Annotated in this window: 14 protein-coding genes; 9 read left to right on the top strand and 5 right to left on the bottom strand. The window is 62.5% G+C overall.

Annotation, left to right across the window (positions count from 1 at the left end; translation table 11 throughout):
* Nucleotides 1-140 precede the first annotated feature (140 nt).
* Both G7009_RS19540 and G7009_RS19535 read right to left on the bottom strand, forming a co-directional pair.
* Nucleotides 141-758 carry a c-type cytochrome gene (locus tag G7009_RS19540; RefSeq protein ID WP_181131736.1) on the bottom strand — a complete coding sequence of 206 codons (618 nt, stop codon included), beginning with the start codon at nucleotides 756-758 and terminating at the stop codon, nucleotides 141-143.
* 31 nt (nucleotides 759-789) lie between these two features.
* A complete protein-coding gene (locus tag G7009_RS19535; protein ID WP_181131735.1) occupies nucleotides 790-1161 on the bottom strand; it encodes a c-type cytochrome in 372 nt (123 codons plus the stop codon).
* A gap of 124 nt (nucleotides 1162-1285) precedes the next feature.
* Here G7009_RS19535 and yihA point away from each other — a divergent pair, with 124 nt between their 5' ends.
* Nucleotides 1286-1918, top strand: coding sequence for a ribosome biogenesis GTP-binding protein YihA/YsxC (yihA, locus tag G7009_RS19530; RefSeq protein ID WP_181131734.1), 633 nt, complete (start codon nucleotides 1286-1288; stop codon nucleotides 1916-1918).
* A 394-nt stretch (nucleotides 1919-2312) separates the two neighbouring features.
* Here yihA and polA read toward each other — a convergent pair whose 3' ends face one another.
* Nucleotides 2313-5084 (bottom strand): DNA polymerase I, encoded by a 2772-nt coding sequence (gene polA / locus G7009_RS19525; protein ID WP_181131733.1) that lies wholly within the window; start codon nucleotides 5082-5084, stop codon nucleotides 2313-2315.
* 75 nt (nucleotides 5085-5159) lie between these two features.
* On the opposite strand from polA, the gene G7009_RS19520 reads away from it, so the two are divergent.
* A complete protein-coding gene (locus tag G7009_RS19520; protein WP_181131732.1) occupies nucleotides 5160-5447 on the top strand; it encodes a DUF2782 domain-containing protein in 288 nt (95 codons plus the stop codon).
* A 69-nt stretch (nucleotides 5448-5516) separates the two neighbouring features.
* Nucleotides 5517-6467 carry a homoserine kinase gene (locus G7009_RS19515; protein ID WP_181131731.1) on the top strand — a complete coding sequence of 317 codons (951 nt, stop codon included), beginning with the start codon at nucleotides 5517-5519 and terminating at the stop codon, nucleotides 6465-6467.
* Between the two features lie 103 nt (nucleotides 6468-6570).
* Here the strand turns inward: G7009_RS19515 and znuA are convergent, their stop codons facing one another.
* A complete protein-coding gene (znuA, locus tag G7009_RS19510; protein WP_308813337.1) occupies nucleotides 6571-7509 on the bottom strand; it encodes a zinc ABC transporter substrate-binding protein ZnuA in 939 nt (312 codons plus the stop codon).
* A 66-nt stretch (nucleotides 7510-7575) separates the two neighbouring features.
* On the opposite strand from znuA, the gene zur reads away from it, so the two are divergent.
* The 4 genes from zur (at nucleotide 7576) to G7009_RS19490 (ending at nucleotide 10455) form a co-directional block, all read left to right on the top strand.
* Nucleotides 7576-8061, top strand: a complete 486-nt coding sequence (gene zur / locus G7009_RS19505) for a zinc uptake transcriptional repressor Zur (RefSeq protein ID WP_181131729.1) — start codon at nucleotides 7576-7578, stop codon at nucleotides 8059-8061.
* Nucleotides 8058-8831: a zinc ABC transporter ATP-binding protein ZnuC gene (znuC, locus tag G7009_RS19500; RefSeq protein WP_181131728.1), complete on the top strand. Its 774-nt coding sequence runs from the start codon at nucleotides 8058-8060 to the stop codon at nucleotides 8829-8831. Before zur ends, znuC begins: the two co-directional genes overlap by 4 nt.
* The gene (gene znuB, locus G7009_RS19495) at nucleotides 8824-9606 is read left to right on the top strand and encodes a zinc ABC transporter permease subunit ZnuB (RefSeq protein WP_181131727.1); all 783 of its coding nucleotides are present in this window, start codon (nucleotides 8824-8826) and stop codon (nucleotides 9604-9606) included. The genes znuC and znuB overlap by 8 nt, the downstream gene beginning before the upstream one ends.
* 135 nt (nucleotides 9607-9741) lie before the next feature.
* Nucleotides 9742-10455, top strand: a complete 714-nt coding sequence (locus G7009_RS19490; protein ID WP_181131726.1) for a PA5502 family lipoprotein — start codon at nucleotides 9742-9744, stop codon at nucleotides 10453-10455.
* Between the two features lie 182 nt (nucleotides 10456-10637).
* Here G7009_RS19490 and katE read toward each other — a convergent pair whose 3' ends face one another.
* Entirely contained in the window at nucleotides 10638-12782 is a 2145-nt protein-coding gene (gene katE / locus G7009_RS19485) for a catalase HPII (RefSeq protein ID WP_181131725.1), read from the bottom strand.
* A gap of 425 nt (nucleotides 12783-13207) precedes the next feature.
* Between katE and G7009_RS19480 the strand changes: the two genes are divergently transcribed.
* Together G7009_RS19480 and G7009_RS19475 are read left to right on the top strand one after the other, a co-directional pair.
* Nucleotides 13208-14215 (top strand): methionine ABC transporter ATP-binding protein, encoded by a 1008-nt coding sequence (locus G7009_RS19480; RefSeq protein ID WP_181131724.1) that lies wholly within the window; start codon nucleotides 13208-13210, stop codon nucleotides 14213-14215.
* Nucleotides 14215-14886, top strand: a complete 672-nt coding sequence (locus G7009_RS19475) for a methionine ABC transporter permease (protein ID WP_181131723.1) — start codon at nucleotides 14215-14217, stop codon at nucleotides 14884-14886. The genes G7009_RS19480 and G7009_RS19475 overlap by 1 nt, the downstream gene beginning before the upstream one ends.
* Nucleotides 14887-14914: the final 28 nt, after the last annotated feature.

The raw sequence follows: 14914 nt of genomic DNA, 5'->3' as shown, positions 1-14914 counted from the left end.
GGGGCTCAAGTTCTAGAGTGTACCGGTTACGGACATAAAAAAGGGTGACCGGCGCCTGATGCGGTTCGCTTGAGCGTCGCGGCATCGGCTGGGGCCACCCTTATTAGCCTTGCTTCATTAACACCGGGTTAACAGCGCTGTCAGTGCAACCCCTGGATGTAGCTGGAGAGGGCTTCGATATCCTTGTTGCTCAACTTGGCAGCGATGGCGCGCATGGTCATGGCATCGCCGTCGTTGGTACGATTGCCCTCGCGGAAGTCGGTAAGCTGCTTGGCCAGGTACTGCGAATGCTGGCCGCTCAGATGAGGGAAACCCGCGAGAGCGATGCCGCTGCCATTTGGAGAATGGCAACCGATGCAGGCAGGCATGCCTTTTTCCAGGTCGCCGCCATTGAACAGACCTCTGCCTCGTTCGACCAATTGCGGGTCGGCGGCACCCACGCTGCCTTTCTGGCTGGAGAAATAGGCGGCGATGTCCGCCAGGTCCTGATCATTGAAACCGTCGAGCATGCCGGTCATTTCCAGCACGACACGCTTGCCGGACTTGATGTCGTGCAATTGCTTCTCGAGATAGCGCGGCCCCTGGCCGGCGAGTTTGGGGAAGTTCGGTGCAAGGCTGTTTCCGTCAGGGTTGTGGCAGGCGCCACAGATGGCGGTCTTGGCCTGGCCCGCGGCGGCATCGCCTTGAATGGGTTGCGCAGCAGTGGCCGCACCGGCGACGCCCATGGTCAACAGCAGACTCACGAATAATTTGTTCATCAGCTAATCCAACACGGCTAAGGGTGAAATGTTATGTATCAGGGCTGCCACTCATCCAGAGGATGACCGAACGGTAGTCCTCGATACTGCAGTCCATGCACAATCCACGCGGCGGCATCGCCTTGAAACCCTGTACAACCTGCTCTGCCAGTACATCCACACCCCGCGCCAGCCTTGGCTCCCAGGCCGCCCGATCACCCCTCTCGGGGGCCTGCGGCATTTGTCCGGCGTGACAGGCCGCACACGTGCGGTTGTACAACGCCTCGGGATCCTGTGTAGCCTGAGCGCTGAAGAACGGTAGGAACACACCGACGACAAGCAGCCATTTCGCCTTGCGGAACGACCTTTCAGGGTTGGGGGCCGCGTTGCGTTCTGATGCGCAACCTTCTGACCGACGCCCCATGCACATCATCCTACGCTGGGATAATGCGCACACAAAAACTGGGGCATTATATACTTCCGGCATCCAGACGGAAACGACACCGCTTGCCGGGCCTGGCCTTGGCAACACCCACATCGGATATCCCATGCAAGTCAAGAACCCCATCCTCGGCCTGTGCCAGCAGGCCAAATTCGCCCTCAGCGCCGCCAAGGTCGATCAGTGCCCGGACGACCAGGGCTATGAAGTCGCCTTCGCCGGTCGATCCAATGCCGGCAAGTCCAGCGCCCTCAATACCCTGACCCATGCCAACCTGGCCCGTACCTCGAAGACCCCCGGGCGCACCCAGTTGCTGAATTTCTTCAGTCTGGACGATGAAAGGCGTTTGGTCGACTTGCCAGGCTACGGCTACGCCAAGGTCCCGATTCCGCTCAAGCAGCATTGGCAACGTCACCTCGAGGCCTACCTGGGCGGTCGAGAATGCCTCAAGGGCGTGATCCTGATGATGGATGTGCGTCACCCCATGACCGACTTCGACAAGATGATGCTCGACTGGGCCAAGGCCAGCGGCATGGCCATGCACATCCTGCTGACCAAGGCCGACAAGCTGACCTATGGCGCGGGCAAGGGCGTATTGCTCAAGGTGCAGTCGGCAATTCGCAAGGGCTGGGGCGAGGGCGTGACCATCCAGTTGTTCTCGGCGCCGAAGCGTCAGGGCCTGGAAGAGGCCTACGGTGTGCTGGCGAACTGGATGGAGCTGCCTGACAAGCCGGCGGTTTGAGGCGGTGAATGAAGGGCCCGGCAGGCATGAGCGGGCCGCCTGCCGATCCTTGACGAGCATTCGCAAGCGGGACGGCGAGGGCAAGGCCAAGCTTTACCAAATCGCAGGCAAAAAAAACCCCGGACTTCATATGGGGAGGGGGAAGTTCGGGGTCTAAGTCCGGACCGCTAGGGCGGGGTCCAGATATCTGCCAACACTTAACACAACATAGGAGCATCGAAGGGCTTCACCAGCCATTCAGGTACTCTGAGTCTTGCTTAACCGCTTTAGTTCCTTGCGCCGGAAACTATTTGCAATCGCGTTTCCCATGTTTCCGGCCACGAGGATGCAACCCTTCTCGGCAAGAAAGCCCATGGCACTCTGCCACGGGCTCTATCAAGGCCTGCCACGGCCTCTAGTGAGCTTCGTCCCAATTCGAGCCGACGCCCACTTCGACCAGCAATGGCACATCCATCTGCGCCGCATTGCTCATGAACGGCCGGATCTCGGCCTTGACCCGCTCGACCAAGTCCTCGCGCACCTCCAGCACCAGTTCATCGTGGACCTGCAGGATGACCCGCGCGTCCAGACCGCTCTCGGTCAACCAGTCGTCCACCGCGACCATGGCCCGCTTGACGATGTCGGCCGCTGTACCCTGCATCGGCGCGTTGATCGCCGTGCGCTCGGCACCTTTGCGTAATGATGGATTCTTCGCGTTGATATCCGGAAGGTAAAGACGGCGGCCGAACAGGGTCTCGACGAAACCTTGCTCGGCGGCTTGCGCGCGGGTGCGCTCCATGTAGGCCAGCACGCCCGGATAGCGGGCGAAGTAGCGATCTATGTAGTCCTGGGACTGCTTGCGGTCGACTCCGATCTGCTTGGCCAGGCCGAATGCGCTCATGCCGTAGATCAGCCCGAAGTTGATCGCCTTGGCACTGCGACGCTGATCATGGGTGACTGCTTCCAGCGCGACGCCGAAGACCTCGGCGGCGGTCGCGCGGTGTACGTCCAGATCGTTGCGGAAGGCATGCAGGAGGCCTTCATCCTTGGCCAGATGGGCCATGATCCGCAGTTCGATCTGCGAGTAGTCCGCCGCCAGCAACTTGTAGCCCGGGCTGGCGATGAAGGCCTGGCGGATACGTCGGCCTTCGGCGGTACGGATCGGGATGTTCTGCAGGTTCGGGTCACTGGACGACAGGCGCCCGGTAGCGGCCACGGCCTGTTGATACGAGGTGTGGATACGTCCGGTGCGTGGATTGATCTGCTCCGGCAGGCGGTCGGTGTAGGTGCTCTTGAGCTTGCTGAGCGAGCGGTACTGCATGAGCACCTTGGGCAATGGATAGTCCTGCTCGGCCAACTCAGCCAGCACGGCCTCGGCCGTCGAGGCCTGGCCCTTGGCGGTCTTGCTCAGGACCGGCATGCCCAGCTTGTCATAGAGAATCGCGCCCAGCTGCTTGGGCGACCCCAGGTTGAACTCTTCACCCGCCAGCGCGAAGGCCTCGAGCTCGAGCTGCGCCAGCTTCACGCCCAGTTCCTTGCTCTGGATGCCCAGCAGCTCGGCATCGACCAGCGCGCCCTGGCGCTCGATCTTGGCCAGGACCGGCACCAGCGGCATCTCGATGTCCATCAACACCGGCTGCACGCTCGGCGTCTTGGCCAGGCGCGCCTGCAGGGCCTGATGCAGGCGCAAGGTGATGTCCGCGTCTTCGGCGGCATAGGGCCCGGCCTTGTCCAGGGTGATCTGGTTGAAGGTCAACTGCTTGGCACCCTTGCCCGCAACGTCTTCGAAGGCGATGGTCTTGTGATCGAGGTACTTGAGCGCCAGGCTGTCCATGTCGTGACGCGTGGCGGTCGAGTCGAACACATAGGACTCGAGCATGGTGTCGCAGGCCACGCCGCGCATGTGGATGCCTTGGGACAGATCGCCGCCGATCGCGCAGTTGGCGAGGATGTTGATGTCGTACTTGGCATTCTGGCCGATCTTGCCTTTGGCCGGATCTTCCAGGAGCGGCTTGAGCGCCAGCAATACCTGGTCGCGGTCCAGTTGGACCGGCGCGTCGGGGTAGTCATGGGCCAACGGTACGTAGGCCGCCTCGTGCGCCTCTACGGCAAAGGAGACACCGACCAACCGTGCCTGCTGGGCGTCGACGCTGGTGGTCTCGGTATCGAACGCGAACAGGGGCGCCTCGCGCAGCTTTTCGAGCCAGGCGTCGAAGCGGGCCTGGTCGAGAATGGTTTCATACTTGGGCTCGACTCGCGCCACGGGCTCGGCGTCGGCCACGGGATCGAGCGTCTCGCCCACCTGCGCGGCTTCCCGCTGGACATCGGCAATCCAGCTGCGGAATTCCATTTCCGTGTACAACGCCAGCAAGGCATCGCGATCCGGCTCGCCGCACACCAGGGCCTCCACCTCGATGTCCAGAGGTACGTCGATCTTGATGGTCGCCAGCTCGTAGGACAAGAACGCCGAATCACGATGCTCTTCCAGCTTGGCCGGCAAGGACTTGGCGCCACGGATGGCCAGGCCGGGAACCTTGTCGAGGTTTTCGTAGAGTTCACGCAAACCGCCGCCAATGCCCGTCAGCAGGCCGACCGCCGTCTTCTCGCCCACCCCCGGCACACCGGGAATGTTGTCGACCTTGTCGCCCATGAGCGCAAGGAAGTCGATGATGTGCTCGGGGCCGACGCCGAATTTCTCGTGCACGCCCGCGACGTCCAGCACGCTCCCGGTCATGGTGTTGACCAGCGTGATGTGACCGTCCACCAGTTGCGCCATGTCCTTGTCGCCGGTGGAAATGATCACCGGTCGGCCTGCCGCCGCGCTGCTGCGAGCCAACGTGCCGATCACATCGTCCGCCTCGACGCCTTCGACGCACAGCAGCGGATAACCGAGCGCCTTGACGCTGGCATGCAACGGTTCGACCTGCACGCGCAAGTCCGCCGGCATGCTGGGGCGGTTGGCTTTGTACTCGGCGAACATGGCATCGCGGAACGTACCGCCCTTGGCGTCGAAGACGACCGCGAACAGGCCGTCCGGATACTGTTTGCGCAGGCTCTTGAGCATGTTCAGCACGCCCTTGACCGCGCCGGTCGGCATGCCCTTGGACGTAGTCAGGGGCGGCAGCGCATGGAACGCGCGGTAGAGGTAGGAGGAACCGTCCACGAGGACGAGAGGCGCTTGGCTCATGAGCAGAATCAACCTTTTCGACGGGTCCGGCGCTAGAATAACCGGAATCAATGACGACAAAGGGACAAGGTTATCATGCGCACACCCACACGCCTGTTACTGCTCGGTCTGCTGGCCACCATGCCGGTCGTCACCCTGGCGGCGGACGACGCCCCCTCGGCAGATCCCGAGGTGACCATTCGCACGGAAGGCGACAAGACCATTCAGGAGTACCGTCAGAACGGCTTCCTGTATGCGATCAAGGTGACGCCCAAGAGCGGCAAGCCTTATTTCCTGGTGCGCGCTGATGGTTCGGAGGGCAATTTCGTGAGATCCGACCAGCCGGACATGCTGATTCCATCGTGGAAGATCTTCGAGTGGTAAGGTAGCGCGCACTTTTCAAATCAACCTGGCACTTCCAAAGGGAAGTGCCCGCATGGGCATTTTTTGATCATGTCAGTCTTCACCCCCCTGACCCGGCCTGAGCTGGAAACCTTCCTGGCGCCGTATGGCCTCGGCCGTCTGTTGGACTTCCAGGGTATCGCCGCCGGGACCGAGAACAGCAATTTCTTCATCAGCCTGGAACAGGGGGAGTTCGTCCTGACATTGGTCGAACGTGGCCCCAGCGAAGACTTGCCGTTCTTCATCGAACTGCTCGACGTGCTGCATGACGCCGACATGCCGGTCCCCTATGCGCTGCGTGACCGTGACGGCAACGCGTTGCGCGAGGTAGCCGGCAAACCCGCGCTGCTCCAGCCGCGGTTATCCGGCAAGCACATCAAGTCGCCCAACAGCCAGCATTGCGCCCAGGTCGGCGAGCTGCTGGCACACATCCACTTGGCTACCCGCGGGCAGATCATCGAGCGTCGCACCGATCGGGGGCTCGACTGGATGCAGGCGTGCGGCGAAGAGCTCATGCCGCGCTTGAACCCGGCGCAGCAAACCTTGCTGCAGGCAGCCCTGGCAGAGATCGGCAGCGCCAAGGCACAGATCATGGCGCTGCCACGGGCCAACCTGCATGCCGACCTGTTCCGCGACAACGTGATGTTCGAAGGGACCCACCTGACAGGCGTGATCGATTTCTACAACGCCTGTTCGGGGCCGATGCTCTACGACATCGCCATTACCCTGAATGACTGGTGCTGCGACGAGCAGGGACGCATCGACGTTCCTCGGGCGCAAGCCCTGCTGGGCGCCTATGCGACCCTGCGTCCCTTTACCGCCAGCGAGGCCGAGCTGTGGCCGTTGATGCTGCGAGTGGCCTGCGTGCGCTTCTGGCTGTCGCGCTTGATCGCCGCGGAGTCGTTCGCCGGCATGGACGTGATGATCCACGACCCGGCAGAGTTCGAGGCACGCCTGGCCGCGCGGCAACAGGTCACCCTGCGCTTGCCATTCGCTCTTTGAACGAGGGGGCGGGCATACCGCCCGCCTCGTGATGCCAGTCAGGCAGAAGCATCATTCGATCTTCCTGTCTGGCTGGCATTAGGCCAGGCCCGACGTATCGGCTTTACAGCTGCTCGAGGCAGTTCGCCAAATCATTTCCCAGGTTTTCCAGCAACTGCTCGTACCCATGAGCATCCACCGTCTCGGTACCGCCCAGCGCATCGAGCTCCGCCAGGCGCACCGGCAAGCCGGCCGTCAGGGTTTCGGCAAGACGCGGTCGCAGCGGCGGCTCGCTGAATACGCACGTCTTGCCTACCTCCTGCAATCGCTTGCGCATGGCTGCCACATGCTGGGCACCCGGCTGGACTTCCGAAGCCACGCTGAACACACCGGTGTGTTTCAGGCCGTAGGTTGCTTCGAAATAGTCGAATGCCTCATGGAAGACGAAGTAAGGCTTGCCCGCTACCTTGGCCACCCGTGTCCTGATGCGCTGATCCAAGCTATCCAGACGCTGGGTAAACGCTTGCAGGTTGCCCTGATAGCGGCTGGCATTGGCGGGGTCGGCGGCAGCCAGGTCCTGTGCCATCCTGGCCGCGATGATCCGGGCGTTGGCCGACGACAGCCACAGATGGGCGTCCAGGCTCCCGGGACGGTGGTCATGATCGTGTCCGTCATGGGCTTGGTGAGCATCTTCGTGGGCCTGCTCGTGAGAGTGGCTGTCCTCGCCGAAATGCCGCAGCTGCATCTGCGGCAGGCTCTGCACCGCAACGCTCGGCTTACTGCGGGTACCGAGAACGCGGGGCAGGAAGTTCTCCATGTCCGGGCCTATCCAGTACAACAGGTCTGCGTCAGCCACACGCCGTACATCCGAAGGGCGCAGCGCATAGTGGTGCGGCGATGCGCCAGGCGGCAGCAGCACGTCAGGGCTGCCGACGCCTTCCTGCACAGCCGCGGCAATCTGTTGCAGGGGCTTGATGCTGGTCAGGACACGAACATCGGCATGCGCCTGACCGAGCCCGGCGAAGGTAATAAAAGCGACAAAAAGCGTGGAGAATCGGGACACGGTGAATACTCGACAGACCAAAAACAGGTAACATAATAACGTCTCTAACCAGAACCGTCGCTGCCCATGTCCATCACGCTGTTGGCCCACCGCCCCCATGATCACTCCCACTGTGTCCACAGTGCGCTATCCGAAGCCGACGCCATCTGTGTCCGCCAGGGTCTGCGCCTGACCGCTCTGCGCCGCCGTGTGCTAGAGCTGGTGTGGCAGAGCCACAAGCCCATGGGTGCCTACGACATCCTCGCCGTGCTGAGCGAGCAGGATGGCCGCCGCGCCGCGCCGCCGACCGTGTATCGCGCGCTGGACTTCCTTCTCGAAAACGGCCTGGTGCACCGCATCGCCTCGCTCAATGCCTTCATCGGCTGCAGCCACCCCGAGCACTCGCATCAGGGTCAGTTCCTGATCTGCCGTGAATGCCATGTCGCCATCGAGCTGGAACAGGAAAGCATCAGCGGAGCCATCGTCAGCAGCGCCGAAGCCGTCGGCTTCCGGGTCGAGGCCCAGACCGTGGAGGTCGTGGGCCTGTGCGGCAACTGCCGGAGCGCGGCATGAGCGACAGCTTGATCCGACTCGAACAGGTCGGTGTCACCTTTGCCGGAGAAGCCGTACTCGACAGCATCGACCTGAGTGTCTCGCCTGGTCAGATCGTCACGCTGATCGGGCCCAACGGCGCGGGCAAGACGACCCTTGTACGCGCCGTGCTCGGCCTGCTCAAGCCGCACCGCGGGACGGTCTGGCGCAAGCCGCGCCTGCGCGTCGGCTACATGCCGCAGAAGATCCAGGTGGACGCCACGCTGCCATTGTCGGTACTGCGCTTTCTGCGCCTGGTACCCGGCGTCGACCGCGTGGCCGCGGTCGCCGCACTCAAGGAGGTCGGGGCCGAGCAGGTCATCGACAATCCGGTACAGAACATCTCCGGCGGCGAAATGCAGAGGGTTCTGCTGGCCCGCGCACTGCTGCGCAAGCCGCAGCTGCTGGTGCTCGACGAACCTGTGCAGGGTGTCGACGTCGCTGGCCAGGCCGAGCTGTACGGACTGATCACGCGCCTGCGAGATCGCCACGGTTGCGGCGTACTCATGGTCTCCCACGATCTGCACCTGGTGATGAGCACCACTGACCAGGTGGTCTGCCTCAATCGCCATGTCTGCTGCTCCGGCCATCCGGAACAGGTCAGCGGGGATCCGGCCTTCGTCGAGCTGTTCGGCAAGAACGCACCGAGCCTGGCCGTCTACCACCATCATCATGACCACAGCCACGACCTGCATGGCTCGGTGGTCGCACCTGGCACCCATGTCCACGGAGAGCACTGCAAGCATGGCTGATTTTCTTCTTTATGCCCTGCTTGCAGGTCTGGCCCTGGCGGTGGTGGCCGGTCCCCTGGGTTCCTTCGTGGTCTGGCGGCGCATGGCCTACTTCGGCGATACCCTGTCGCATGCCGCGTTGCTTGGCGTAGCCCTGGGCTTTGTCCTGGATGTCAGCCCGGCACTGGCGGTCACGATCGGCTGCCTGTTGCTGGCGATTCTCCTGGTGACCCTGCAACAACGCCAACCACTGGCCTCCGATACCTTGCTGGGGATCCTGGCGCCCAGCACGCTCTCGCTGGGCCTGGTGGTGCTGAGCTTCATGCACGATGTACGCATCGACCTCATGGCCTACCTGTTCGGCGACCTGTTGGCGATCAGCCCCGCCGAGCTGGGCTGGATCCTGGGCGGTAGCGCACTGGTCCTGGTGCTGCTGGCCGCCCTCTGGCGGCCGTTGCTGGCCATTACCGTCCATGAGGAACTGGCCATGGTCGAAGGGCTGCCCGTGGCCGCCTTGCGCATGGCGCTGATGCTATTGATCGCGGTCGTGATCGCGGTGGCCATGAAGATCGTCGGCGTGCTGCTGATCACCTCCTTGCTGATCATTCCCGCTGCCGCGGCACAGCGTCATGCCCGTTCGCCGGAGCAGATGGCCCTGGGGGCCAGTGTACTGGGGGTGGCGGCCGTATGCGGTGGCCTGGCTCTCTCCTGGTTCAAGGACACCCCCGCGGGGCCGTCGATCGTGGTCTGCGCGGCGGTGCTATTCTTGCTGAGCCTGGCCTTGCCCAAGCGCTGATCAGGTGACGCACCTCAAGGACACGCACGTCCGAGCTGCAGGCCTCGCCTGGGAAGGGTCTGTAAGACTTGTTTTCGAGCGTGCGCGCCTGGGTGTAGACTTGCTCGCTTTTTGCGCAAATAGAGAGTCGCAGGAATGAAGCCGTTCGCCACCCGTTATCTGCTCCTTGCCGTGTTTTCCTTGATCCTGGGGGCTTGTTCGAGCGCCCCGGTCGAGCAGCCGAAGGCGCTCATTCCGCCCGATGGCTGGGAACAGTTGCAGCAGAGCATCACCAGTAACGAATTGGCCACCGCCGAAGATCAGCTGGCGACATTGCAGAACCAGTCGCCCGATGACGAGCGCCTGGAGCAATACCAGCGCCAACTGGCCGAAGCCTATCTGCAGCGCAGCCAGATCGTGCTGCAAAAGGGCGACGTGAATGCCGCGGCCACCGCGCTGGCCCGCGCCAGGGCCCTGATGCCGCAAGCGCCCGCATTGACCGGGGGCGTCAATGGCGCCATCACCCACGCGCGCAAGGCCGAGCTGGAAAAAGCCGAGGCAGCCCTCAAGGCGGCGGAAGCCAAGCCAGCCGCGCGTCTAATCGACCCGACAGCCTCCAGCACCGTAGTAGCCTTGAAGACCACGGATATCGTCGGCCTGCGCCGCCAGCTCGATGACATTGCCGCCGATGTGGTGAACTACCGCTGCGAGGTAGTGTTCCAGGTACCGCGTACGCAGGATGCGCCCTGGCTCAAGACACTGCTCGGCAAGCGCGTGCAGAAACTCGACAGCGCCTTCGATCTGGAGCAGCGCCACGAGGTCCAGCGTGCGCTCCCGGCGCAGGTGGTGCTGATTCCCCATCGCTCCTGACCACCTGAATTGGACTGCCCAAATGTGAGCAACTGCGCATCACTTGTGGCGCTGCGCCTAAACGGGCCAAGTCTTTGAATAACCAAAAGGGCCGTCAAGCGGCCCTTTGGTCATTCAGTGATCACGGAGCAACGCCGGAGTGACAGGGCCGTGTCGAGCACGACCCGGCCCCAGCTCATGCATCAGGCCGGAATGGCCTCGGCCGCCGCTTCCCGCGCCCACACCCGATGCTGCTTCAGCGCCTCGAAGAATTTCTCGAAGACCGGCTGATCGTCGCCCAGCAACAGACCGGTATCTTCCTGCAGGCCCAGCGCGTCCAGCAACGTCTTGCCTTGGGCGGCAAGGCCCATCGGCTTCAGGTGCTTGTAGGCTTCGAGCAGGAAATGCTTGGCGAGGCCGCTTTTGCCCAAGGCTTCCAGCGATGCCTGACCAGCCGGCACCCAGACACCGTCGAACATGACCGAAGGCATGCCTTCCATCGAGGCATCTACCGGCAACGCCTTGCCGTCCGCCGTCTTCACCGGTGCCGATGATGGCCCCAGCAGCAAGACCTTGGCGCTCTGTGCTTCCAGCGCCTTGACCAGCTTGTCGACACTGGCGCCGTCGACGCCATTGGCCACGAGCAGCGCGACCTTGCGCCCCTTGATGCCGATCGTGCCGGGATGGTTCATCTGGCTCAGCGCGGGCGACTGCGCCAGGCTCATCTGCTTGACCTGTACCGTGCCGGCCGTGGGCGCTGGCAGACCGAGGTTTTCCGCCACGGCCGCCGCCAGCTTGAGGTCGATGTTGGCGAGAATCTCGTTCACTTCACGTGCGCGGATATGCTCGCGCTCTACCTTGCCCAACTCGAAGCTGTAGGCCTTGATGATGTGCTGCTGCTCGTTCGGACTCATGCTCTGGAAGAACAGGCGTGCCTGGGAGAAGTGATCGCTGAAGGATTCGCTGCGCTGACGGATCTTGTGCGCATCGATACGCTCGTGGAAGCTCTCGAAACCGCCATCCTGTGCGGCCGGCGGCGTTTCCTTCGGCCAGCCACCATCGATGGAGTTGGGTTCGTAGGAAGCTCGGCCCTTGTCCACACGGGTGCGGTGCAAGGCATCGCGCTGGTTGTTGTGGTTGGGCGCCACCGGACGATTGATCGGAATCTCGTGGAAGTTCGGTCCACCCAGGCGGCTGAGCTGAGTATCGGTATAGGAGAACAGACGACCCTGCAGCAACGGGTCGTTGGTGAAGTCGATGCCTGGCACGATATGGCCCGGGCAGAAGGCGATCTGCTCGACTTCGGCGAAGAAGTTGTCCGGGTTGCGATTGAGCACCATCTTGCCCAGCGGTGTTACCGGAACCAGTTCCTCGGGAATGATCTTGGTCGGATCGAGCAAGTCGAATTCGAACTTGTGCTCGTCTTCGGCCGAAACGATCTGCACCCCCAGTTCCCACTCCGGATAGTCGCCAGTCTCGATAGACTCCCTGAGATCTCGACGGTGATAGTCCGTGTCCTTGCCTGCCAGTTTCTGAGCTTCGTCCCACAGGACAGAATGCACCCCCTGACGCGGCTTCCAGTGGAACTTGACGAAGCTGGAAACGCCTTCGGCGTTGATCAGGCGGAAGGTATGCACGCCGAAGCCTTCCATCATGCGCAGGCTGCGCGGAATGGCGCGGTCGGACATGGCCCAGATCACCATGTGGGCCGACTCGGGCACCAGGGAGACGAAGTCCCAGAAGGTGTCGTGAGCCGAGCCACCGGTAGGGATTTCGTTGTGCGGCTCGGGTTTCACCGCATGGACGAAGTCGGGAAACTTGATCGCGTCCTGGATGAAGAACACTGGCATGTTGTTGCCCACCAGATCGAAGTTGCCCTCGTCGGTGTAGAACTTCACGGCGAAGCCGCGTACGTCACGCACGGTATCGCCCGAGCCACGCGGGCCCTGGACGGTCGAGAAGCGGACGAATACCGGGGTGACCTTTTCGGGATCCTGCAGGAAACCGGCCTTGGTCAACGCGGCATGGTTGCCATAGCTCTGGAAATACCCATGCGCGCCCGTGCCACGAGCATGGACGATGCGCTCCGGGATACGCTCATGGTCGAAGTGAGTGATCTTCTCGCGCATGATGAAGTCTTCGAGCAGCGAGGGACCGCGCTCTCCGACTTTCAGCGTATTCTGATTGTCAGCGATCTTTACGCCTTGGTTGGTGCGCAAGGCCTGGCCAGTCGCATCGCTGCGAACGTCTTCGAGGCTTTGCAGCTTGGCGTTGGTATTGGCACGGTCGGGGGTCTGCGTACCGGCGACTTGGCTTTCCTTCGGCGCATCCGTCTTGTTGCTGGGCATGGCTGGCTCTCCTCATGGTCTTCAGGCTTGCCCTTCGAGGAGATGCTGTTCACTGGAGCAGTGTGCGACCTGTTTCGGCCTCACCGCAGGGCAAGTCGCAACGGCGAACTACCACTCCTGCAGGTTCCGTGCGTGTCCTGTTGATCGCTACTTGACCAGGCTCGACGCACACCGTGTAGGAGCGGCGATTCGCCGCTGCGAGTTGCCCTGGGATCCTTGGAACAGCACCAGGTTCTTCCAGGGCTTGTCCAGCTAGTGACCGACCGGAGCCACCCAGCGTTCAATCGGATTACCGGTGGTCGCGATATGCCCGATTGATTGGTCGTTTCCAAAATAAATGCTAAGAACAACTATGGGAAAAGGCTAAAATGCGCGATCCAGTTCACCGCTGGCCCAAATTTCATGCGCCCCACAAGGTTCGCTAAGTGATTGAGTTTCAAGATGTCCAGAAGACCTACCGCGTCGCCGGTAGGGATATTCCCGCCCTTCGACCGACCAGCCTGACCATCGAGAATGGACAGGTCTTCGGTCTGATCGGCCACTCCGGAGCCGGCAAGAGCACCTTGTTGCGCCTGATCAACCGGCTGGAGGCCCCGACCGGTGGCAAGATCATCGTCGATGGCGAGGAGGTCACCGCCTTCGCCGCCGATAAGCTGCGGGGTTTTCGCCAGCAGGTCGGCATGATCTTCCAGCACTTCAACCTGCTGGCCTCCAAGACCGTTGCCGACAATGTCGCGCTGCCGTTGCACCTGGCGGGCGAGTTGTCGCGGGCCGCCATCGACCAACGGGTCAGCGAGCTGCTCGAACGCGTCGGCCTGTCCGATCACGCCAGAAAGTATCCGGCACAACTGTCCGGTGGCCAGAAGCAACGCGTGGGTATCGCCCGCGCCTTGTCCACCCGGCCGAAGATCCTGCTCTGCGATGAGGCCACCAGCGCGCTCGACCCGCAGACCACGGCCTCGGTCCTGCAACTGCTGGCGCAGATCAACCGCGAGTTGAACCTGACCATCGTACTGATCACCCATGAGATGGACGTGATCCGTCGAGTCTGCGACCGCGTCGCCGTCATGGATGCCGGTCAGATCGTCGAGCAGGGCGCGGTAGCCGATGTCTTCCTGCACCCGCAGCACCCGACCACCAAGCGTTTCGTCCAGGAAGACGAGCAGGTCGACGAGTCCGAGCAACGCGACGACTTCGCCCATGTGCCAGGCCGGATCGTCCGCCTGACCTTCCAGGGTGACGCCACCTATGCACCGCTGTTGGGCACCGTGGCTCGCGAGACCGGTGTGGACTACAGCATCCTTGCCGGGCGCATCGATCGCATCAAGGACACTCCCTACGGCCAACTGACCCTCGCCGTCAGCGGCGGCAATCTGGAGGCAGCGTTCGACCGCTTCAGGGCGGCAGATGTACATATGGAGGTTCTGCGCTGATGGATATCCTGGCTTACTTTGCCAACGTCGACTGGGCCGAAATCTGGCTGGCTACCATCGACACCATGATCATGCTCTTCGGCTCGCTGTTCTTCACCGTGCTGCTGGGCCTGCCGTTGGGCGTGCTGCTGTTCCTCTGCGGACCGCGCCAGCTGTTCGAACAGAAGGGCGTCTACGCCTTGCTGTCGCTGGTCGTCAACATCCTGCGCTCGCTGCCGTTCATCATCCTGCTGATCGTGATGATCCCGATCACGGTGTTGATCACGGGTACCTCGCTAGGTGTCGCCGGTGCCATCCCGCCACTGGTGGTGGGAGCCACGCCATTCTTCGCCCGCCTGGTGGAGACCGCCCTGCGCGAAGTGGATCGCGGCATTATCGAGGCGACCCAGTCGATGGGCGCCACCACGCGCCAGATCATCATGAACGCCTTGCTGCCCGAGGCTCGTCCGGGCATCTTCGCCGCGATCACCGTTACCGCGATCACCTTGGTTTCCTACACCGCCATGGCCGGTGTGGTGGGGGCGGGCGGTCTTGGCGATTTGGCCATCCGTTTCGGCTACCAGCGCTTCCAGACCGATGTGATGATCGTCACCGTGGTCCTGTTGCTGGTGCTGGTGCAGATCCTGCAAAGTGTCGGCGACCGGCTGGTCGTGCATTTTTCCCGTAAATAACCCCAATAGGGCAGCCTCGCCGGCCCGT

The organism is Pseudomonas capeferrum, assembly GCF_013523055.1.
Taxonomy (GTDB): Bacteria; Pseudomonadota; Gammaproteobacteria; order Pseudomonadales; family Pseudomonadaceae; genus Aquipseudomonas; species Aquipseudomonas capeferrum_A.
This window is presented reverse-complemented; position numbering and strand designations above follow the sequence as displayed.

Bases quoted from the DNA above. Each gene is read 5' to 3' on its own strand.
- znuB (WP_181131727.1), top strand. From the start codon at position 8,824: ATGGCTGATTTTCTTCTTTATGCCCTGCTTGCAGGTCTGGCCCTGGCG.
- G7009_RS19515 (WP_181131731.1), top strand. From the start codon at position 5,517: ATGTCAGTCTTCACCCCCCTGACCCGGCCTGAGCTGGAAACCTTCCTG.
- G7009_RS19540 (WP_181131736.1), bottom strand. From the start codon at position 758: ATGAACAAATTATTCGTGAGTCTGCTGTTGACCATGGGCGTCGCCGGT.
- katE (WP_181131725.1), bottom strand. From the start codon at position 12,782: ATGCCCAGCAACAAGACGGATGCGCCGAAGGAAAGCCAAGTCGCCGGT.
- yihA (WP_181131734.1), top strand. From the start codon at position 1,286: ATGCAAGTCAAGAACCCCATCCTCGGCCTGTGCCAGCAGGCCAAATTC.
- znuC (WP_181131728.1), top strand. From the start codon at position 8,058: ATGAGCGACAGCTTGATCCGACTCGAACAGGTCGGTGTCACCTTTGCC.
- polA (WP_181131733.1), bottom strand. From the start codon at position 5,084: ATGAGCCAAGCGCCTCTCGTCCTCGTGGACGGTTCCTCCTACCTCTAC.
- zur (WP_181131729.1), top strand. From the start codon at position 7,576: ATGTCCATCACGCTGTTGGCCCACCGCCCCCATGATCACTCCCACTGT.
- G7009_RS19535 (WP_181131735.1), bottom strand. From the start codon at position 1,161: ATGGGGCGTCGGTCAGAAGGTTGCGCATCAGAACGCAACGCGGCCCCC.
- G7009_RS19475 (WP_181131723.1), top strand. From the start codon at position 14,215: ATGGATATCCTGGCTTACTTTGCCAACGTCGACTGGGCCGAAATCTGG.
- G7009_RS19490 (WP_181131726.1), top strand. From the start codon at position 9,742: ATGAAGCCGTTCGCCACCCGTTATCTGCTCCTTGCCGTGTTTTCCTTG.
- G7009_RS19520 (WP_181131732.1), top strand. From the start codon at position 5,160: ATGCGCACACCCACACGCCTGTTACTGCTCGGTCTGCTGGCCACCATG.